We start from the raw sequence: 20,631 nt of genomic DNA, 5'->3' as shown, positions 1-20,631 counted from the left end.
AGTATGTGATGAGTGAGCCGGACCAAACCACGCATTTCGGCTTCAGGGACGTCCCCTTAGGCGACAAGCAGACGCTGGTGAACGACGTCTTTCACAGCGTGGCGCGGCGCTACGACCTGATGAACGACCTGATGTCGGGTGGCCTACATCGCCTCTGGAAAGACCTGATGATCAATGCGCTCAATCCGCCGCGCTCCGATATTCCATTTGCTTTGCTCGACGTCGCCGGCGGCACCGGCGATATCGCTTTCCGCGCCGCGGCCGCGGCGGGAGGCGGCTTCAAGGCGACGGTGTGCGACATCAATGCCGACATGTTGAACGTCGGGCGCGAACGCGCCGCCGCGCGTCATCTCGACGACCGCGTGTCGTTCGTCGAAGGCAATGCCGAGGAACTTGCTTTTGCCGACCGCACCTTCGACGGCTACACGATTGCGTTTGGCATCCGCAATGTGCCGCGGATCGACCGCGCGCTGACTGAAGCTTATCGCGTGCTGCGCCCGGGCAGCCGTTTCCTGTGCCTTGAATTTTCGACCGTCGACACGCCCGGCCTCGATCGCCTCTATGACCTGTTTTCGTTCAAGGTGATCCCGCCGCTCGGCCGCGCGGTGACCGGCGACGCCGAGTCGTACCAATATCTGGTGGAATCGATCCGCAAATTTCCAAAGCCGGGGGCCTTCGCCGAGATGATCGGCCAGGCCGGCTTTTCACGCGTGACCTGGCAAAGTTTTTCGGGCGGCATCGTGGCGTTGCATTCGGGCTGGCGTCTGTGATTTCGGCGACAATGCACATTACGCGGGTCGTCCGCGCCGCGTTCGTGTTTGCGCGCGAGGGCGTGTTCGGCACTGTCGACCCGTCTCTGGTGCCGCCGCCCGGACAGTTGGCGCTGAAGTTCGCCCGGATGTTCGAACGATCGGGCGCCAAGTCCGGCCCGCGGCTGTCGCGGGCGCTGACCCGTCTTGGACCTGCTTATCTCAAGCTCGGGCAATTTCTCGCCACCCGGCCAGACGTGGTCGGCGTGGTGCTGGCGCGCGACCTCGAAAGTCTACAGGACCGCCTGCCGCCATTTCCGCAAGCAGAGGCCGAGGCCGTCATCGCGACATCGTTCGAACGCCCTGTTTCACAGGCGTTTGCGAGCCTTGGTCCCGCCGTTGCCGCTGCCTCGATCGCGCAGGTGCACCGCGGCCAGGTCGCCCATGAGGGCGGACGCCGCGCCGTGGCGGTGAAGGTGCTGCGGCCCAACGTGGCTGCGCGCTTCCGCCGCGATCTCACCGATTTCTTTTTCGTGGCGCGTCAGGCCGAAATCTATTCGGCCGAGGCGCGACGCTTAAGGCTGGTCGAAGTCATCAACACCATGTCGCGCTCGGTCGCGATGGAGATGGACCTGCGCCTCGAGGCGGCGGCGATGTCGGAAATGGCGGAGAACACCCGCGAAGATCCCGATTTTCGCGTGCCGACGGTCGACTGGGATCGCACCACCCATAACGTTCTGACCATGGAGTGGATTGACGGCATTGCGCTATCCGATCATGCGCGGCTCGAACAGTCCGACGTCGACCTGCCCGATCTCGGGCGCAAGGTGATCCAGAGCTTTCTGCGTCACGCGCTGCGCGACGGCTTCTTCCACGCCGACATGCATCCCGGCAATCTGTTCCTGGATCCGCAAGGACGGTTGGTCGCCGTCGACTTTGGCATCATGGGCCGGTTGGGAATGAAGGAGCGGCGTTTCCTCGCCGAAATTCTCCTTGGCTTCATCATCCGCGACTATCGGCGCGTCGCGGAAGTGCATTTCGAGGCCGGCTATGTGCCGGCGCACCACTCGGTCGACAATTTCGCGCAAGCGATCCGCGCCATCGGCGAGCCGATCCACAACCGCACGGCCGAAGAAATTTCCATGGCGAAGCTGTTGACCTTGCTGCTCGAGGTCACCGGCCTGTTCGACATGCGCACCCGTCCCGAATTGATCCTGCTGCAAAAGACCATGGTCGTGGTGGAAGGCGTCGCGCGCGGCTTCGATCCCAAGCTCGACATCTGGAAGGTCGCCGACCCCGTGGTTCGCGAATGGATCGAACGCAATCTCGGCCCCGTAGGTCGAATCCAGGGCGCCATGGCCGGCGCTGGCGAACTTGGCCGGGTCGCCGCCAGTCTCCCGTCGCTGGCGACCCGCGCGATCACCGTGCTGGAGCAGCTGGAGACCATGACGCGCGACGGGCTTATTCTGTCGGCAGAAACCATTGCCGCCATGGGGCGCACCGAAGGCCGCAAGAGCCGCTGGCGGGCCATTGCGCTCTGGGTCATCGCACTGACCTTCATCGGCATCCTGTTTGCCATCCGCCAATTGTGATTGCACTGCAATCACAATTTTGATAGCATTGCTATCAATCTCCCGCTGAATGGAGGCGGCGATGGCCAGCCTGACCATCCGCAAACTGGACGATGCCATCCGCGACGCACTTAGGCTGCGGGCCGCCCGCAGCGGCCGTTCAGTCGAGGATGAGGTTCGGGTCATCCTGCGGGAGGCCTCGCTGGAGAGCCACCCCGTCGCCTCTCAGGCCGCCTTGCGTGCCGCGAGCGCAAGCCCATCGCCTCGCGCCAATACTGAGGGGGCGCGCGTCACATTAATCATTGGCGGCGGGATCGCGGCCTACAAGTCGCTCGACCTGATCCGCCGGCTGAAGGAGCGGCATATCGAGGTCCGCTGCGTGCTGACGAAAGCCGCGCAGCACTTCGTCACACCGCTCGCCGCCAGCGCCCTCTCGCATGAGCGCTGCTACACGGACCTGTTCGATCCCGGCAGCGAGTTCGATGCCGGCCACATCAGACTTGCGCGCGAGGCCGACCTGATCGTGGTGGCGCCGGCGACCGCGGACTTGATGGCCAAGATGGCGCACGGTGCGGCCGACGATCTCGCCAGCGCCATTCTGCTCGCAGCCGGCGTCCCGATCTTGCTCGCGCCGGCGATGAATCCGCTGATGTGGAACAATGCCGCCACCAAGCGCAATGTCGCAACGCTTGCCCGCGACGGCATCGTTATGGTCGGGCCCAATGCCGGCGAAATGGCCGAAGCGGGTGAAGCGGGTATGGGGCGGATGGCGGAGCCGTTGGAAATCGCGGCCGCGGTTGAACGGCTGTTGCGCCCGCCGCAGCCGAGGCCTCTGGCCGGCAAGCGCATCCTGATCACGGCAGGTCCCACGCATGAGCCGATCGATCCCGTGCGCTACATCGCCAACCGCTCTTCCGGCAAGCAAGGCTTCGCGATCGCGTCGGCCGCGCAGGCCGCAGGCGCCGATGTGACCTTGATTTCCGGCCCCGTGGACCTCGACGATCCCTTTGACGTCAAGGCGATCCATGTCGAATCGGCGCGCGACATGCTGAAACAGGTGGAAGCCACGCTCCCTGTCGACATCGCCATCTTTGCCGCAGCGGTGGCCGACTGGCGCGTCGCTCATGAAGATGAGCAGAAATTGAAGAAAACAGCCTCGGGCATGCCGCCGCTTCAGCTGGTCGAAAATCCGGATATTCTGGCGACGATCTCGCACCGGAAAGATGGACGGCCGCCGCTGGTGATCGGATTTGCCGCCGAGACCGAGCACCTGATCGAGAACGCCAAAACGAAACTCGCCCGCAAGGGCTGCGACTGGATCGTTGCCAACGACGTCTCGCCGGCCACCGGCGTGATGGGCGGCGATCGCAACACGGTCCACTTGCTGACCCGCCACGGCGATACTATCGAAGTCGATTCCTGGCCCGTCATGACCAAGGAAGAAGTCGCGGCCGCATTGATCGTGCATGTCGCCAAAACCGTGAGCCAGCCATCGTGAGCAGTGCCGTCAAAGTTGAAGTCAAGCTATTGCCGAACGGAATCGGTCTCGCTCTGCCGGCGTATCAGAGCGCGCTGGCCGCCGGCCTCGATTTGCTCGCCGCGGTGCCGGAAGGCGCGCCTGTTGTCCTGGCGCCGGGAAAATATGCGCTGGTTCCGACCGGCCTTGCGATCGCGCTGCCGCCGGGCTTCGAGGCGCAGGTGCGGCCGCGCTCAGGACTTGCGGCAAAACACGGCGTCACCGTGCTGAACGCGCCGGGAACTGTCGATGCCGACTATCGCGGCGAAATCGGCGTGCCCCTGATCAATCACGGCGATGTGCCGTTCACGATCCGGCGCGGCGAACGCATCGCGCAGATGGTGATCGCGGCGGTAGTCCAGGCGGAGCTTGTGCCGGTTGAGACGCTATCTCCCACCGCGCGCGGTAGCGGCGGTTTTGGCTCGACCGGCCGATAATCCGTCAGTCGGTAAAAGTCCGGCTGCATTTGCCTAAAAGAAATGTTCGGACGGTGACCTAATCCCCCATTTTTTGCTGGCACGATTCACGTTCACGAAATGGACTCTTACCCGCCGAGTCCGGTTGGCGATATTGTCGCTTGATTCGCGCACGGCGGGGGGAATTCGCCGGGCTTGATGTCGTGCGGATTGGGGTATTCATGTCGGGCGTAGTCGCGGCGATGCGCCGGACCTTGCTGTCGTGCACCTTTCTCGCACACGGCGGACGGGCAGCAGCCCAGGGAACTGTCTTTGGCACCATCGGCCTGGGCTTGGCCCAGCCAGCCTATGCGGCTGACTTGCCGTTGCTGCATTTCCTCGGCGTCAACCATCAGGAATTCGCCGTGCTGACGACGGCGCTGTCGCTGCTCGGCTTTTCGGTGGTCGCCGCCATCCTTCTGATGCGAACACGCCTTCGCGCCGCGCGGATCGAAACCGGGCTGCGCGGCGAAATTCAGGGCTTGCAGAGCGAGGCCGACCGCTATCGCGCGCTGCTGTTTGCCGAGCCTCAGGTCTTGATCGCCTGGCCTGCGGGCGAAGATCGCCCCGAAGTCAGCGGCGACGTCTCGTCGTTGACCGGCCAGGAGTCCGCGCATCGCATTCTGGCGTTCGGGACCTGGCTTGCGCCGGGAGCGGCGCTGCAGATGGATCATGCCATCGACTCCTTGCGCGAAAACGGCGAGGGATTTTGGCTCAACCTGACCGCGTCGAACGGCACCCCCGTCGAAGTGCTCGGCCGCGCCATCGGCGGCCAGGCGGTGGTGCGGATCCGCGAGTTGTCCAGCGTGCGGCGGGAACTGGCCGAGACCAATCACCGCCTGAAGGCGCTGTTGCAGGAAACCGAAATGCTGCGCGGCTTTGCGCAGGCAGTGCCCTGGCCGATCTGGGCCAAACGCGCCGACGGCGGTCTGCAATATGCCAACGAGGCCTACGCCAGGGCCGCGGACGCCGCCAACATCCAGGACGCCATCGAACGCAAGGTCGAGCTGCTCGATAGCGGCGATCGCGCCGATATGGAGCGCGCGCTGAGCGAGGCGGCGACCTATTCAGCGCGGCTGCCGGTCGTTGTCGCCGGAGAGCGCCGCTTCTATGACGTGCAGGCCCTTAATATCGGCGGCAGCAACGTCGGCATGGCGGTCGACGTCTCGGAAGCCAACGCGCTCTCCGATTCGCTGGCGCGCATGATGGAAGGCCATCGCCGCACACTCGATCAACTGTCGTCGGGGGTTGCCGTCTTCGACGGCCGGCGGCGGCTTGCGTTCTACAACGACAGCTATCGCCGGCTCTGGGGCCTCGACCGCGTCTTCCTCGACAGCAATCCCGACGATTCGAGCGTGCTCGACCGGCTGCGCGCCGCGCGCAAATTGCCGGAGCAGCCGGATTTCCGCGCATGGAAAGTCAAGCTGCACGAGGCTTACCGTGCGGTCGAGGCCGAAAAAGACACGTGGTATCTGCCCGACGGCCGGGCGCTCAGCGTCGTCACCACGCCCAACCCGGAAGGCGGCGTCACCTACCTGTTCGACGATGTCACCGAGAGCCTCGACCTCGCACGGCGGTTCGACGGCCTGATCCGTGTCCAGCGCGAAACGCTGGACAATCTCGCCGAAGCGGTCGCCGTGTTCGGCTCCAACGGCCGCGCCCAACTGTTCAATCCCGCTTTCGCGACGATGTGGAAGCTCTCGGCCGAGGCGCTCGGCGAAGAGCCGCACATCGACACGGTCGAGACCTGGTGCAAGCCGCTGTTCGACGATGCCCAGACATGGCGCGTCATCCGCGAGGCGGTGACGCGGATCGGCAACCGCGTCGCAGTGCCGCTGAAGCTGGAGCGCAAGGATGGCAGCGTGCTCGACTGCATGACCATGCCGCTGCCCGACGGCGCCACCATGCTGACCTTCCAGGACATCACCGACACCGAGAATGTCGAACGCGCGCTGCGCGAGCGCAACGAGGCGCTGGAGACCGCCGACCAGATGAAGGTGGATTTCGTCCACCACGTGTCCTACGAGCTGCGCTCGCCGCTGACCACCATCATCGGATTTGCGCATCTGCTGAACGATCCGACCACCGGGCCGTTGATGCCCAAGCAGGCCGAGTATCTCAATTACATCACGGCCTCGACCAATTCGCTGTTCGCCCTGATCAACAATATTCTCGATCTCGCCAGCATCGACGCCGGCGCCATGACGCTCGAAATCGGTCCGGTGGATATCCGCAAGGCGATCGAAAATGCCGCCGAGGGCATCCAGGACCGGCTCGCCCACAATCATATCGAGCTCAAGATAGAGGTCGATCCGAATATCGGAAGTTTTGTCGCGGATGGCGGACGCGTCGTGCAGGTGCTGTACAATCTGCTGGCCAATGCGGTCGGATTTTCGCCGCAAGATTCGGCGATCACGCTGAGCGCCCGCCGCACCGATCATCACGTGGTTTTTGCCGTGACCGATCGCGGCCCGGGCATTCCACCGGAGGTCAAGGACAAGGTGTTCGACTGGTTCGAGAGTCACTCCAACGGATCGCGCCACCGCGGCGCTGGACTCGGCCTGCCGCTCGTGAAATCCTTCGTCGAACTGCACGGAGGCCGCGTGCGTGTCGACTCGGTCATCGGCAAGGGGACGACCGTGACCTGTGATTTCCCAATCGACCAGGCGGCGCATCGCAACGCCGCGGAATGACGAATCCTTGCTCATTCGTCGTTGCGTTGGCGAACGAAACCGCAACCGCAAATCTGATTGCCGACCTGGCGCTTCTCGTCGGCGCGGGCGACGTCATCACGCTGTCGGGCGATCTCGGCGCCGGCAAGACCTCGGCTGCCCGCGCGTTGATCCGTTATCTCGCCGACGACCCGACCATCGAAGTTCCGAGCCCGACCTTCACGCTGGCGCAGAGCTACGACCTGCCGGCTTTCTCGCTGATCCATGCCGATCTCTATCGCATCAACGATGCGAGCGAGCTGGAAGAGATCGGGCTGTCGCCTCTGCCGGAAGGCGTTGTGGCATTGATCGAGTGGCCGGAGCGCGCGTCTGACGCGATGCCGGCCGACCGGATCGATATTGCACTCAGCCATCGCCCGGCGCTGGGATCGACGGCGCGCGCCGCCGAGATCACAGGCCATGGCAAGGCGGCCGCCCAGGTCGCGCGGCTGGACGGCCTGCGGCAATTCCTGACCGGCGCCGGCTTTATCGACGCGAAACGCCAGCGCATGCCGGGCGACGCCTCGACACGCTCTTACGCGCGGCTCTATCAGGATGATCAAGCCGTCATCCTGATGAACTCGCCGCGCCGGCCCGACGGACCAGCGATCTACGACGGCAAGTCGTACAGCGCGGCGGTGCATCTCGCCGAAGACGTCAAGCCGTTTGTCGCCATCGATAAAGGCCTGCGCGAGCGCGGCCTTTCAGCGCCGGCTATACATCACGCCGATCTCGATGCCGGTTTCCTGATCACAGAAGATTTCGGCCGCGAAAGTTTTGTCGAAGGCGAGCCGCCGGGCCCAGTCACCGAGCGCTACGAGGCCGCTACCGACACGCTCGCGGCACTGCATCGCGAACCACTTCCCGGCGCTTTGTTGCTTGCACCGGCACTCGCCTACCCTATTCCTGATTTTGACATCGAGGCGATGCTGGTCGAGATCGGCCTGATGATCGAATGGTATCTGCCGGATTGCGGCGCGTCGCCGCCCGACCATGCGCGCGACGAATTCGTGAGGCAGTGGCGCGAGCTGCTCGGCAAGACGGATGCGCTACCAAAGACATGGGTGCTGCGTGATTTTCATTCGCCGAACCTGATCTGGCTCGCCGAGCGATCGGGGGTTCAAAAAGTCGGCATCATCGATTTTCAGGACGCGGTGCTGGGACCGGCCGCCTACGACCTTGTCTCGCTCTTGCAGGACGCGCGGATCGACGTGCCCGAACAGCTCGAGCTGGCGTTGTTGACGCGCTACATCAAGGCGCGGCACGCGTCCGACAACGCCTTCGATCCGGCCGGATTTGCCGAGAGCTACGCCATCATGTCGGCGCAGCGCAACACGCGCCTGCTCGGCACCTTCGCTCGCCTCAACCGGCGCGACGGCAAGCCGCAATATCTGCGCCATCAGCCCCGGATCTGGACCTATCTGACGCGTTCGCTGGCGCATCCGGTAATGGCGCGCCTGCGCGGCTGGTACGAGGCCCACGTGCCGCCGCCCCAAAGCTGATGGGATTGCGCCGGTAATTTACCGGATATTAGCCATCTGGCGTCTAATCTGCCGGGTATCCCTGCATGCGATGATGATCCTGTTCATTTCGGCAGGGCCGTGCTGCTCAAGGGCGGAGACCATGTCAGTGACAGAGCGACGCAGAGGTGAGCGTGTCACGTTCGAGCGCGGATTTAACGCGCACATGATGGGCATCGACGGCACGTGGCGCCGCGATTGCGTCATGGAAGACGTTTCCGAGACCGGGGCCAAGCTGACAATCGAGGGCTCGGTCGAGGGATTGCACTTGAAGGAATTCTTTTTGCTGCTGTCGTCGACGGGGCTTGCCTATCGCCGATGCGAACTTGCCTGGGTCAATGGCGACCAGATCGGAGTCAATTTTCTCAAGACCGGCGACAAGAGGAAAAAGGGGCGCCGCCCCGCTGAAGCCTGAATTCGTCGCCGGGGTTCGTCTTATCGCCGTCATATCGGGCGATTATGGCGGTCGGCGAGTGGTCCGATTCTAACATTCGCATCCCTTCGCAGCGGGCACTTTTGCGAATGTTAGAATCATGGGACCACTCAAAAATGTGAGTTTCTAGTGGAGTTTAGGATTTGACATTCGCATTACGAGTTCGCGGCTAGGAAGTTAGCGAATGTCAAATCCACTCCACTAGCCAGTGTCCCGCCCGAATCGCCATGGTATGATTCCCCGCCATCCTGATTTGCTCCTCCAGGGCTGCCCCCTCGGGAACCAAGAGTTCGAGAACCCTCCGTAATGCCCGTCAAGCCCGACAAAGCCATGGTCCTCGCCGCCGGTCTCGGCGTGCGGATGCGCCCCCTGACGGACCGGATGCCGAAGCCGCTGGTGTCGGTGGCGGGCCGTCCGCTGCTTGATCACGTGCTCGACAAGCTCGGCGACGCCGGCGTCAGTGAAGCGGTCGTCAACGTTCATTATCTGCCGGACCAGATCATCGAGCATGTCAGAAGCCGCAAGCGGCCTCGCGTGATCATTTCGGACGAGCGCAACCTGGTGCTCGGCACCGGAGGCGGCGTCTTCAAGGCGCTGCCGCTCCTCGGCGATGCGCCGTTCTTTCACCTCAACGCCGATACGCTGTGGATCGACGGCGTGCGGCCGAACCTGGCGCGGCTTGCCGAAGCGTTCGACCCCGCGCGGATGGACATCCTGCTATTGATGGCGCCGACCGCCGGCTCAACCGGATATGAAGGCAACGGCGATTACGCGATGCTGCCCGATGGGGCGTTGCGCAAGAAAAAAGAGCATCAAGTGGTTCCGTTCGTCTATGCGGGCGTCGCGATCATGTCGCCCACGATCTTTGCCGGCGCGCCGAGCGGCGAATTTTCGCTGACCAAGATGTTCGACGCCGCCAACGAGCAGGAGCGGCTGTTTGGCTTAAGGCTCGACGGCAGCTGGATGCATGTCGGAACGCCGGATGCCGTTGGAGCTGCCGAAGAGGCCTTTCTGGAAAGCGTGGCGTAACGGGTTGTCAGTGCCGGGCATAGCCGTTCGAAGAACGGCGTCGCTTCCACTCGCCTACGACCCGGCAACCCATCACTCTTCAAACAATTTTTTACGATGGATGCGCGGGTCAAGCCCGCGCATGACCAACCCAGAATCTCTATATTCCCCCTGATCTCGAATCAGGCGGTCCATGCGCGTCCTCAGCGTTCCCTCCTCCGTGCCGTTCCTGCGCGCCGTCGTTGCAGCGCTTATTGACGGCCGCCTGGTCGAAGGTTTTGAAGCGCGCACGCGCCCCGAACGGCTGGCAGAGGCGACACTCTATTTACCCACCCGCCGCGCCGGGCGCCTGGTGCGCGAAGTCTTCCTCGAAGAACTCGGCGCACAGGCCGTGCTGCTGCCCCGGATCGTCGCACTCGGCGATATCGACGAAGACGAGTTGGCCTTCGCCGAGGAAGATGATTCCTATGGCGGCACGACCGCGCTGGAGCTGCCGCCGAAACTCGGCGAGCTGGAACGCCGGCTGACGCTGGCAAAACTGGTCGCCGCCTGGGCGAAGACCTCCGTCACCGCGCCGCTTGTGATCGGGGGTCCGGCTTCGACACTCGCACTGGCCGGCGATCTCGCGCGGCTGATGGACGATATGGTGACGCGTGGCGTTGCGTGGGACGCGCTCGACACCCTCGTGCCTGACGGTCTCGACGAATACTGGCGCTACTCGCTCGATTTCCTGCGGATCGCGCGCGAGGCGTGGCCGGCCTATCTGGCGGAGATCGGCCGGATGGAGCCGGCTGCGCGGCGGGATCGCCTGATCGATGCCGAAGCCAAGCGCCTCGCGGCTCATCACGCCGGCCCCGTGATCGCGGCGGGTTCGACCGGATCGATGCCGGCGACCGCCAAGTTCCTGCACGTGATTGCGCGATTGCCGCAAGGCGCGGTTGTTCTGCCGGGACTGGACACCGACCTCGACGAGAACTCGTGGCAAAGCATCGGCGGCGAGCGCAACGACCGGGGCCAACTGGCAGAACATCCGTGCTCGAGCCATCCGCAATATGCCATGCATGCGCTGCTCGAGCGTTTTGGAATCCACCGCGGCGATGTCGAAACTCTCGCACCCGCGGCGTTCGGCCGTGAGGTGCTGCTATCGGAAGCAATGCGGCCGTCCAATGCGACGGCCGAGTGGCACGATCGCCTGGGCAGGCCCGAGATCGCGCAGCACATCGTAAACGGCATGAAGAACCTCGCCGTGATCGAGGCGCCCAATCCGGAGATGGAGGCGCTCTCGATCGCGATTGCGATGCGCGAGGCCGCTCATTTGCAGAAGTCTGCCGCACTGGTGACGCCGGACCGCGCTTTGGCGCGGCGTGTGATGGCGGCGCTGGCGCGCTGGAATCTCGACTTCGATGATTCCGGCGGCGATGCGCTGATCGAAACACCAGCCGGCGTCTTCGCGCGTCTTGTCGCGGAAGCGACCAGCAGGGGGCTCGAACCGCCGACGGTGCTGGCGCTGCTCAAACATCCTCTGTGCCGGCTTGGTGCTGCGCCGGACGCGCATCGTCGTGCGATCGAGACGCTTGAGCTCGCGCTCTTGCGCGGAACGCGCCCGCAACCCGGCACAAAAGGTCTGGCACAGGACTTTGCCCGCTTTCGCGATGAACTCGCGAAGTTCCGCCGCAAGGACGTCTCGTTGCTGCATGGATCTGAGAAGCGCACGCACCTCAGGGATTCGAAGCTCGCTTCGGCACAAGCATTGATCGAAGCGTTGCATACGACGCTGGCACCGATGGAAAGCCTCATCCCGACGCGGCCTTATGATCTGGCGGAGATCGCGGCCCGCCATCGCGAGGTGCTGATCGCGCTCTCGGAAGGTGACGACGGCGTTGCGATGGCCTTCGAGGCGCAGGAGGGCCTTGCGCTCGCATCCGCCTTTGACGAACTGCTCGCTGGCGAGCGGAAAAGCGGCCTGCTGGTGGCGCTGCCCGACTACGCCGAGGTGTTGCAGACCGCGTTTGCCGATCGCGCGGTGCGACGGCCGGAGAAACCGGGCGCGACGCTTCACATCTACGGTCCTTTGGAATCGCGATTGATGCAGACCGACCGCGTCATCGCCGGCGGACTGATCGAGGGCGTTTGGCCGCCGGCGCCGCGCACCGACCCATGGCTGAGCCGGCCGATGCGGCACGAACTCGGTCTCGATCTGCCGGAGCGGCGCATCGGCCTCTCCGCCCACGACTTCGCGCAGCTGCTTGGCGCCGAGGACGTGATCCTCAGCCACGCCGCCAAGTCAGGCGGCGCGCCCGCGGTCGCCTCGCGCTTCCTGCATCGGCTGGAAGCCGTCGCCGGCGAAGCGCGATGGGAAGCCGCCAAGCAGGCCGGCAAGCGGTATGTCGATTTCGCACTCGCGCTCGATGCCCCGGACGAGGTGAAGCCGGTCGAACAGCCGGCGCCGACGCCGCCGCGCGCGACGCGGCCGCTGAAACTGTCGGTCACCGCGATCGAGGACTGGCTGCGCGATCCCTATACGATCTATGCCAAGCATATCCTCAAGCTCGAGGCGCTCGATCCGGTCGACATGCCCCTGTCGGCCGCCGATCGCGGTTCGGCGATCCACAATTCAATCGGCGAATTCACGAAAAACTTCGCCAGGGATTTGCCGGCGGATCCCATCCAAAAACTGCGCGAGATCGGCCTCACGCATTTTGCGCCGCTGATGGAGCGGCCCGAGGCGCGCGCGCTGTGGTGGCCGCGCTTTCAGCGCATCATCCGATGGTTTTCCGAATGGGAGGCGGCCCGTCGCGGCAACCTCGTGGCAATCGAGGCCGAGATCAAGGGCGAAATCCCGATTGCCCTCGACGATGGGCGCATCTTCGTTCTTTCCGCGCGGGCCGACCGCATCGAGCGCCGCGCCAATGGCGACTTCGTCATTCTCGACTACAAGACCGGCGCTCCGCCTACCGGAAAACAGGTGCGAATGGGACTGTCGCCGCAGCTTACGCTGGAAGCGGCGATCCTGCGCGAGGGAGGTTTTGAAGGTATCGATGCAGGCTCGTCCGTCGGCGAACTCGCCTATGTCAGGATCAGCGGCAACAATCCGCCGGGTGAGCACAAGGCGCTGGAACTGAAAATCAAAAACAACGAGACGCCGCAATCGCCCGACGCCGCCGCCGACTACGCGCTGGCCCAGCTCACAGCGCTCATCCGCAAATTCGAAAACGAGGCCGAGCCCTATCGTTCGCTGAACCTGCCGATGTGGACCAACCGCTACGGCGCTTACGACGATCTCGCGCGCATCAAGGAATGGTCGGCGGCCGGCGGCCTGGGGCTTCCCGAATGGTGAAGGCATTGCGCACGATTCCCCCGGCGGTCCGCGACAAGCAGGCCAGCGCGTCGAACCCGGCTTCGTCGTCGTTCGTCTCGGCCAATGCAGGTTCCGGCAAGACCCACGTGCTGGTGCAGCGCGTGATCCGGCTGCTGCTGTCCGGTGTGCCGCCCGAGAAGATCCTGTGCATCACCTTCACCAAGGCCGCCGCTGCCAACATGGCCGAGCGCGTGTTCACCACGCTTGGCCACTGGGTAACACTCGATAACGACGCGCTTGACGATGCGATCCGTGACGCCGGCCTTCCCAATCCCAACGCAAAACTGCGCAAGGTCGCGCGCGAGCTGTTTGCCCGCGCGCTGGAGACACCCGGCGGATTGAAGGTGCAAACCATCCACGCTTTGTGCACGCGGCTTCTGCAGCAGTTCCCGTTCGAGGCCAACGTGCCCGCGCGTTTTGCCGTGCTCGACGAGCGCGACCAGACCGACATGATGGAGCGCGCCAATCTCAGGGTCTTCCTGGAGGCTGCGCGTGCGCCTGACAGCGCCCTTGGACGTGCGCTTCGAACCGCGATGGCGAATGCCGCCGACGTCACCTTCAAGGACGTCGTTCGTGAAGCTTGTTTGAGCCGCGACCATTTCCTGGCCTGGACCGATGCCGCGGGCAGCGTGGAGGCCGCGGCCGCGGAGATGTCGGCGGCGCTCGGCGTGCGATCAAGCGACAGCATCGAGGAGGTCGAGCGCGAGATCGTCGATGGTCCTTATCTGCCGCGCCGGCGCTGGGTGGAGATCGCGGACGCGCTCGACGCCAGCAGCAAGCAGGACAAGAAGCAGGCCGACCAATTGCGCGCATCGCTCGCCTCAACCGGGAGCGAACAGGTGGACGAATATCTCTCGGTTTTTCTCACCGACGAGAAGTCGCCGCGGGCGGCGGTCCTGACCAAGGCTTTCACGCGCGACAATCCGTCGATCGCGCGCCTGTTCGACAACGAGATCGTGCGCCTCACGTCGCTGATTGAAAAACGGCGGGCCGTGATCACGCGCGATCGCACCGAGGCGCTGCTGCATATCGCGATCGCCGCGGCGGCGAACTACCGGCGCGAGAAGGAAGAACGCGGGCTGCTCGACTATGACGACCTGATCGACAAGACGCTTCTCATGCTGAACAAGGTTTCGGCCGGCTGGGTGCATTACAAGCTCGACCGCGGCGTCGACCATGTCCTGATCGACGAGGCGCAGGATACGAGCCCGCGGCAATGGGACATCGTCGAACACATCATTTCCGAATTTGCCGCCGGACATGGCGCGCGAGACGGCGTCACGCGCACGGTATTTGCGGTCGGCGACGAAAAGCAGTCGATCTTTTCGTTCCAGGGCGCCGCGCCCCGCGAGTTCGCCGAGCGCCGGCAGCGCTTTTCCTCGCGCTTCAAGGCGGCCGGCCTCGACTTCGAATCGATCTCTTTCACCTACTCGTTCCGGTCCGGCGCCGGGGTGTTGCGCGCGGTGGAAAGCGCCTTCGCCTCGCCCGAGGTCTACCAGAGCATCACCACCGATCGTGACGGCATGCCGCCGCATCTTTCGCTCGACGACGCAGGCCCCAGCCTGATCGAGCTATGGCCGCTGGTGGAAGCCGACGACCGCAAGGACATCGAAGGCTGGCGCGCGCCGTTCGACGGCGTGTCGGTGACGAGCCCCGAGGTCAAACTTTCGAGGCGCATCCAGGCCGAGATCAAGCGGCTGGTGGCAAGCGGCGCCATGACGGGCCCCAAAGGCGCGCGGCGGCCGCTCAGCTATGGCGACGTGCTGATCCTGGTGCGCCGTCGCGGCAATCTCTTCGATGCCGTGATCCAGGCGTTGAAGCATGCAAGCATTCCCGTCGCCGGCGCCGACCGGCTGAAACTGACCGATCACATCGCGATCATCGATCTGATGAACCTCGCGGACGCGCTGTTGTTGCCGCAGGACGATCTGGCGCTCGCGGTGGCCTTGAAGAGCCCGCTGTTCGGCCTCGACGATGACGATCTGTTTGCGCTCGCCTGGGAGCGCAAGGGTTCGTTGCGCGAGGCGCTGTCGCGGCATGCAGCGGCAAATTCGAAATTCGCCGACGCGCTCAAGCGGCTGGAAGAATGCGAAGGTCGTGTTGCGCGTGAAACCCCGTTTGCCTTCTATGCGTGGCTATTGGGGGGTGACGGCGGCAGGCAGCGCATTTTGCGCCGGCTCGGCCAGGAAGCGAACGATGCGCTCGACGAATTCCTTGAACTCGCACTGAACTACGAGCGTAAGGCGCCTGCGTCGCTCCAGGGATTCATGGCCTGGCTGCGCTCGGCCGACACTGAAGTGAAGCGCGACATGGAAATCTCGCGCGACGAAGTCCGCGTGATGACCGTGCATGGCGCCAAGGGCCTCGAAGCCCCCGTCGTCATCATGGTCGACACGACGTCGTCGCCGTCGGATACGCAGCGGTTGCGGCTGATCCAGTTGCCGGACGGCAGCGGCAAGAAAGTCGTGGTTTGGGCTGGCAAGAAGGCCGACGATCCCGCGCCTGTCGCGGCGGCGAGGCAAGCGATGCTCGCCGACACCGAGGACGAGTATCGCCGGCTGCTTTATGTGGCGATGACGCGCGCCGCCGACCGGCTGATTGTCGCCGGCATCCAGCCGGGCAACATGAAGGGCGTCCGCACCTACTGCTGGTACGATCTGGCCGACAAGGGGCTGGCTGCCTCCGGCCTTCAGGAAGACATCCTCGAAACCGACGACGGCGCGATCCGGCGCTATACGCGCCCCGGCGACGGTGCCGAGACCGGCCGCGCGGTTTCGGACACCGCAAACGCGCCATCGACATTGCCATCCTGGTTGCGCGCGCCGCTGCCCTCGCAAACGACAGGTTCGAATCTGCTGCGACCGTCAGATGCGGGCGGCGACAAGACGAGGCGTCTCAAGTCAAGCGAAGCGCTTGCCCAGCGAACGCGCGCCCTGCAACGCGGCACGCTGGTGCACCGGCTGCTGCAATCCCTGCCTGACGTTGCGGCCGAGCGGCGGCGCGACGCGGCGCTGAATTTCCTTCACCGCAATGCCGGCGACTGGACCGATAGCGAGCGCGAGGCGCTCGCCGCCAAAGTCCTTGAGCTGATCGGTGATGGACGCTTTGCGGCCGTCTTCGCAGCGGGAAGCCGCGCCGAAGTGCCGATCGTGGGCCGGCTCGAACAGGTCGGCGCTGCGGACGTGCTCATCTCCGGGCAAATCGACCGCCTGGTGGTGACTGAAAGCGAGGTGCTCATCGTCGATTTTAAGACCAACCAGAGCCCGCCGAAAACGGCCACCGATGCGCCTGCCGCCTATGTCCGCCAGCTCGCACTTTATCGTGCATTACTTGGAAAACTTTATCCCCAGCGGGCCATCCGGACAGCATTACTTTGGACCGAAAGCACTGAATTGATGGAGATTTTATCTCCCGCGCTGGACGCCGAACTGGCATCCATGGTGCGAGGTCCATGAAAGCTTGACCCGGCAAGGGCGCGTTCATAGTTTCCACCCATGATCTTTGGCGGCGATTCTCCCGAGCGCCGCATCCGTCCCGAACTGAACGAGGTAGTACAATGGCCGTTGGCAAGGTTTCCGACACTGATTTCGACGCCGAAGTGCTCAAGGCGCAAGGCCCGGTCGTGGTCGATTTCTGGGCTGAATGGTGCGGCCCCTGCCGCATGATCGCACCCGCGCTCGACGAGATCGCCGGCGCGATGGGTGACAAGGTCAAGATCGTCAAGTTGAACGTCGATGAGAGCCCGAAGACGGCGTCGAAGTACGGCGTGATGTCGATCCCGACGCTGATGATCTTCAAGGGCGGCGAGATGGCCTCCCGCCAGGTTGGCGCCGCGCCGAAGGCAAAGCTTCAGCAGTGGATCACCGCTGCGGTTTGATCTTTCGCTGACGAAATCGATTGTGACGGCCGGCGCAAGCCGGCCGTTTTGTTTTGAGCGTTGTTTTCGTTCCCGGCGGATTGGATTTGTTCCGCCGCGACAGCGCAAAATCGCCGCATCCCGGGAACGTCCGAGGCAGGTCTTCCGTTTATTGTTCAGGCGCGCACGATCAGACTGTGGGGCAGGAAGCGCGGTCCGCCACCAGACTTACGAACAATCCAGCCTGAGCGTTCCCCTTCCATCACCTGACATCGGCGCGCACCTCAGAAGAAGGAGGTTTCCTCATGTCAACGATTACCACCTCGGAAAATACCCTCCAGGAGGCTGCAACCTATGGAGGTCTGGTCGATGCCATCGGCGGCATCGCCACAATCGTTCTGGCGATCATCGCCTTGTCCGGCATTCACGACCTGACGCTCGCCGGCATTGCGACGATCGTATTTGGCGTCGCCCTGCTGATTCAGGGTGGAACCATGCTCACCGAGTACACGCGAATGAGTTCTCCAGTCGGCGCGTCCATGATCAGCGAGGAGACTGGAAGCGGCGGCGGCCTGACGGCGCTGTTCCTCGTCGGAATCGCCGGCATCGTGCTCGGCGTGCTCGCGCTGCTTGGCATCGATGCACAGACGCTGATTTCGGTCGCGGTCATTGCCTTCGGTGGCGGGCTGCTGCTGAACAGCAACTCGGTCTGGCATCTGTACCGATGGAAACAGGTCTCTCATCGGATGAGCGCCGTGCAAACGGTCTCGAGCGGCGAGATCCTTGCGAGCGAAGCAGCGGCCGGCTCCGCGGTTATCCAGTGTCTCGCCGGCCTCGCTGCCGGCGTGCTCGGCATCCTCGCAGTGGCCGGAACGGCCAACGCGACCGTCCTGGCGCTCGTGGGCCTGCTGGTTCTCGGAGCGACCGTTCTGCTGACCGGGAGTTCGCTCAGCGCCATGGTGATGGGCTTCATGGAGCCCTCCGTCACGCGCCGGACCGAATCCTGGCCGACATCCGTGGAACGTGGGGCAGAGTAACGAAGCTTGGCAGGTGACCGCAGCAGCGGTCGCCTGCCGTCCACTGCACTACCGCGGCTCCATGCCGTTGGCCGCAAGCACGTGGCCCGCCAAATACAGCGATCCCGTAATCAGAATTCGCGGCGGCGTTTCGTAGGCGAGCTGTGCGACCGCCTGCAGGGCAGCCTCGACGCTGACAGCATTTTCGACGCGCATGCCGAACACCCGCGCCGCGTCCATCAGGCGATGGGCCGGCATGGCGCCGTCACGTCCGGGGATCGTGACCGCAATGATGTGGCGGGTGAGACCGGCGAAATTGGCGAGAAAGCCAGCCGCATCCTTGTTCGCCATCATGCCGACAATGACCACGAGCGGGCGCGACACCCGCTCTTCGAGATCGCCGAGCGCGGCGGCTGCGACGCGACCGCCTTCGGCGTTGTGGCCGCCATCAAGCCAGATCTCGCCGCCGGCGGGCCCCAGGTCCACCAGTGGGCCGGCCGCGAGGCGCTGCATCCGCGCCGGCCAATCCGCATTGGCAACACCCGCTTCATAGGCGGAAGGCTCGATCCGAAAAGCGTCGATCGCGCGCAATGTCGCAACGGCAAGGCCTGCATTGTCGAACTGATGGCGGCCGAAAAGTCGCGGCGCAGCCAGATCCAGCAGGCCGCGATCGTCCTGATAGACCAGACGTCCCCGCTCGACGCTGACATGCCACTCCTGCCCTGCGCGATGCAGCGGCGCGCGTTGACGCCTCGCGCTATTCTCGATCTCATCGAGCGCGTCGTCCTCCTGATGCGCGCAAATCACCGGCACGCCGCGCTTGATGATCCCGGCCTTCTCCGCCGCGATCGATCGCAGTGTGGGGCCGAGAAATTCGATATGGTCGATGCCGACTGATGAAATCACGCAGGCCGCAGGCCGCCCGATCACATTGGTTGCATCCAGCCTTCCGCCAAGGCCCACTTCGAGCAGCACCGCATCCGCCGGATGGCGCGCGAACAGGTCGAATGCAGCAGCGGTCTCGATTTCAAAGAGAGTGATCGGCTCGCCGGCATTGGCGGATTCGCAAGCGTCGAATGCGGCGTTTAGCTCCACGTCGTCAACGAGCACGCCGCCGCCGACGCGGCCCAGCCGGTAGCATTCGTTGAGCCGCACGAGATATGGCGAGGTGAACGCGTGGACGCGATAGCCCGACGCCTCCAGGATCGCCCGCAGATAGGCGACCGTCGATCCCTTGCCGTTGGTGCCGGCGACATGGATGACCGGCGGCAGCCTGCGTTCGGGATGATCGAGCCGTTCCAGCAGGCGCTGCATCCGCTCGAGACCAAGGTCGATGCGCCTCGGATGCAACTGTGAAAGCCGCGCGATCAGATCGCCGCGCGGCACCGGCGAAGAATCGCTCACGCGGACGGCGCGGCGGGCGCCATCTCGGCCGCCGAGGGAATCGTCGCGGGTGTCGCGACGGGCGTGGCTGGCTTCGCCGCGGTTCCGAGCCCCGGCGATTTGGTCAGAATCCGGCACAGTCGCGCCAGCGTCGGACGCAACTCGTGACGATGCACGACCATGTCGACCATGCCGTGGTCCTTCAGATATTCGGCGCGCTGGAAACCCTCCGGCAATTTTTCGCGAATGGTCTGTTCGATCACGCGCGCGCCGGCAAAACCGATCAGGGCGCCGGGCTCGGCGATCTGCACGTCGCCCAGCATCGCGTAAGACGCCGTAACGCCGCCGGTGGTCGGATTGGTCAGGACGACGATGTAGGGCAGCTTTGCTTCGCGCAGCATCTGGATGGCAACGGTCGTGCGCGGCATCTGCATCAGCGACAGAATGCCTTCCTGCATGCGCGCGCCGCCGGACGCCGCGAACACGATGAACGGCGATTTCTTTTCGACTGCGAGTTCGAGCCCGCGCACGATGGCCTCGCCCGCGGCCATCCCGAGTGAGCCGCCCATGAAATCGAAATCCTGCACCGCGACCACGACGGCCGCGCCTTCAAGCTTGCCGTAACCGACCTTGACCGCGTCGTTGAGCCCGGTGCGGGTGCGCGCATCCCTGACGCGATCGGCATACTTGCGCTCGTCGCGGAATTTCAGAGGATCGGCCGGCACCTCGGGCAGCGCCACGTCAAACCAGGTCTCGTTGTCGAAGATCGACTTCAGCCGGGCGACCGCGCCCATGCGCATGTGATAGTTCGAGCCGGGAATGACGAACTGATTGGCCTCGACGTCCTTGTAGAACACGAGCTGTCCTGAATCCGGACACTTGATCCACAAATTCTCCGGCGTTTCGCGGCGCAGGATGTTGCGGATCTTCGGCCGGACGACGTTGGTGAGCCAATTCATGGTTGTCTCCGAATTGCCTGCATCAATCCCGAATATATGGCCTTCCCGGCAGAACCCGGCAAGCGAAGCTGCAAGCTTGCTCTACGAAAAATTATT

Annotated in this window: 14 protein-coding genes; 12 read left to right on the top strand and 2 right to left on the bottom strand. The window is 64.2% G+C overall.

Annotation, left to right across the window (positions count from 1 at the left end):
- Positions 1-8: 8 nt before the first annotated feature.
- From ubiE to VFB05_RS19155, 12 genes are all read left to right on the top strand, one after another.
- A complete protein-coding gene (gene ubiE / locus VFB05_RS19210; RefSeq protein WP_325014942.1) occupies positions 9-770 on the top strand; it encodes a bifunctional demethylmenaquinone methyltransferase/2-methoxy-6-polyprenyl-1,4-benzoquinol methylase UbiE in 762 nt (253 codons plus the stop codon).
- Positions 767-2,341: a 2-polyprenylphenol 6-hydroxylase gene (gene ubiB / locus VFB05_RS19205; protein WP_325014940.1), complete on the top strand. Its 1,575-nt coding sequence runs from the start codon at positions 767-769 to the stop codon at positions 2,339-2,341. The genes ubiE and ubiB overlap by 4 nt, the downstream gene beginning before the upstream one ends.
- 61 nt (positions 2,342-2,402) lie before the next feature.
- On the top strand, positions 2,403-3,818 hold the full coding sequence (gene coaBC / locus VFB05_RS19200; RefSeq protein ID WP_325014938.1) for a bifunctional phosphopantothenoylcysteine decarboxylase/phosphopantothenate--cysteine ligase CoaBC: 1,416 nt from the start codon (positions 2,403-2,405) through the stop codon (positions 3,816-3,818).
- The gene (gene dut / locus VFB05_RS19195) at positions 3,815-4,273 is read left to right on the top strand and encodes a dUTP diphosphatase (RefSeq protein WP_325014936.1); all 459 of its coding nucleotides are present in this window, start codon (positions 3,815-3,817) and stop codon (positions 4,271-4,273) included. Before coaBC ends, dut begins: the two co-directional genes overlap by 4 nt.
- A gap of 200 nt (positions 4,274-4,473) precedes the next feature.
- Positions 4,474-6,984: a sensor histidine kinase gene (locus tag VFB05_RS19190; protein WP_325014934.1), complete on the top strand. Its 2,511-nt coding sequence runs from the start codon at positions 4,474-4,476 to the stop codon at positions 6,982-6,984.
- On the top strand, positions 6,981-8,504 hold the full coding sequence (tsaE, locus tag VFB05_RS19185; protein ID WP_325014932.1) for a tRNA (adenosine(37)-N6)-threonylcarbamoyltransferase complex ATPase subunit type 1 TsaE: 1,524 nt from the start codon (positions 6,981-6,983) through the stop codon (positions 8,502-8,504). Before VFB05_RS19190 ends, tsaE begins: the two co-directional genes overlap by 4 nt.
- Before the next feature lie 127 nt (positions 8,505-8,631).
- On the top strand, positions 8,632-8,937 hold the full coding sequence (locus tag VFB05_RS19180; protein WP_414643218.1) for a PilZ domain-containing protein: 306 nt from the start codon (positions 8,632-8,634) through the stop codon (positions 8,935-8,937).
- A gap of 324 nt (positions 8,938-9,261) precedes the next feature.
- The gene (locus tag VFB05_RS19175; protein WP_325014928.1) at positions 9,262-9,984 is read left to right on the top strand and encodes a nucleotidyltransferase family protein; all 723 of its coding nucleotides are present in this window, start codon (positions 9,262-9,264) and stop codon (positions 9,982-9,984) included.
- A gap of 172 nt (positions 9,985-10,156) precedes the next feature.
- Positions 10,157-13,300 (top strand): double-strand break repair protein AddB, encoded by a 3,144-nt coding sequence (addB, locus tag VFB05_RS19170; RefSeq protein WP_325014926.1) that lies wholly within the window; start codon positions 10,157-10,159, stop codon positions 13,298-13,300.
- Positions 13,294-16,776, top strand: a complete 3,483-nt coding sequence (gene addA, locus VFB05_RS19165) for a double-strand break repair helicase AddA (RefSeq protein WP_325014924.1) — start codon at positions 13,294-13,296, stop codon at positions 16,774-16,776. The genes addB and addA overlap by 7 nt, the downstream gene beginning before the upstream one ends.
- Positions 16,777-16,877: 101 nt before the next feature.
- On the top strand, positions 16,878-17,198 hold the full coding sequence (trxA, locus tag VFB05_RS19160) for a thioredoxin (protein WP_325014922.1): 321 nt from the start codon (positions 16,878-16,880) through the stop codon (positions 17,196-17,198).
- A gap of 284 nt (positions 17,199-17,482) precedes the next feature.
- Positions 17,483-18,214 carry a hypothetical protein gene (locus VFB05_RS19155; protein WP_325014920.1) on the top strand — a complete coding sequence of 244 codons (732 nt, stop codon included), beginning with the start codon at positions 17,483-17,485 and terminating at the stop codon, positions 18,212-18,214.
- A gap of 48 nt (positions 18,215-18,262) precedes the next feature.
- Here VFB05_RS19155 and VFB05_RS19150 read toward each other — a convergent pair whose 3' ends face one another.
- A complete protein-coding gene (locus VFB05_RS19150) occupies positions 18,263-19,507 on the bottom strand; it encodes a folylpolyglutamate synthase/dihydrofolate synthase family protein (RefSeq protein ID WP_325014998.1) in 1,245 nt (414 codons plus the stop codon).
- Between the two features lie 86 nt (positions 19,508-19,593).
- Positions 19,594-20,535, bottom strand: a complete 942-nt coding sequence (gene accD, locus VFB05_RS19145) for an acetyl-CoA carboxylase, carboxyltransferase subunit beta (RefSeq protein ID WP_414643217.1) — start codon at positions 20,533-20,535, stop codon at positions 19,594-19,596.
- Positions 20,536-20,631: the final 96 nt, after the last annotated feature.

Origin of the sequence: Bradyrhizobium sp. (assembly GCF_035652035.1) — a bacterium.
In the GTDB taxonomy this organism is placed as follows: Bacteria; Pseudomonadota; Alphaproteobacteria; order Rhizobiales; family Xanthobacteraceae; genus Bradyrhizobium.
Note: the sequence above shows the minus strand (reverse complement) of the source record. Positions and strands in the feature narration are given on the sequence as shown.

Bases quoted from the DNA above. Each gene is read 5' to 3' on its own strand.
- addB (WP_325014926.1), top strand. From the start codon at position 10,157: ATGCGCGTCCTCAGCGTTCCCTCCTCCGTGCCGTTCCTGCGCGCCGTC.
- trxA (WP_325014922.1), top strand. From the start codon at position 16,878: ATGGCCGTTGGCAAGGTTTCCGACACTGATTTCGACGCCGAAGTGCTC.
- ubiE (WP_325014942.1), top strand. From the start codon at position 9: ATGAGTGAGCCGGACCAAACCACGCATTTCGGCTTCAGGGACGTCCCC.
- VFB05_RS19190 (WP_325014934.1), top strand. From the start codon at position 4,474: ATGTCGGGCGTAGTCGCGGCGATGCGCCGGACCTTGCTGTCGTGCACC.
- VFB05_RS19155 (WP_325014920.1), top strand. From the start codon at position 17,483: ATGTCAACGATTACCACCTCGGAAAATACCCTCCAGGAGGCTGCAACC.
- coaBC (WP_325014938.1), top strand. From the start codon at position 2,403: ATGGCCAGCCTGACCATCCGCAAACTGGACGATGCCATCCGCGACGCA.
- tsaE (WP_325014932.1), top strand. From the start codon at position 6,981: ATGACGAATCCTTGCTCATTCGTCGTTGCGTTGGCGAACGAAACCGCA.
- VFB05_RS19150 (WP_325014998.1), bottom strand. From the start codon at position 19,507: ATGCAGCGCCTGCTGGAACGGCTCGATCATCCCGAACGCAGGCTGCCG.
- VFB05_RS19175 (WP_325014928.1), top strand. From the start codon at position 9,262: ATGCCCGTCAAGCCCGACAAAGCCATGGTCCTCGCCGCCGGTCTCGGC.
- addA (WP_325014924.1), top strand. From the start codon at position 13,294: ATGGTGAAGGCATTGCGCACGATTCCCCCGGCGGTCCGCGACAAGCAG.
- accD (WP_414643217.1), bottom strand. From the start codon at position 20,535: ATGAATTGGCTCACCAACGTCGTCCGGCCGAAGATCCGCAACATCCTG.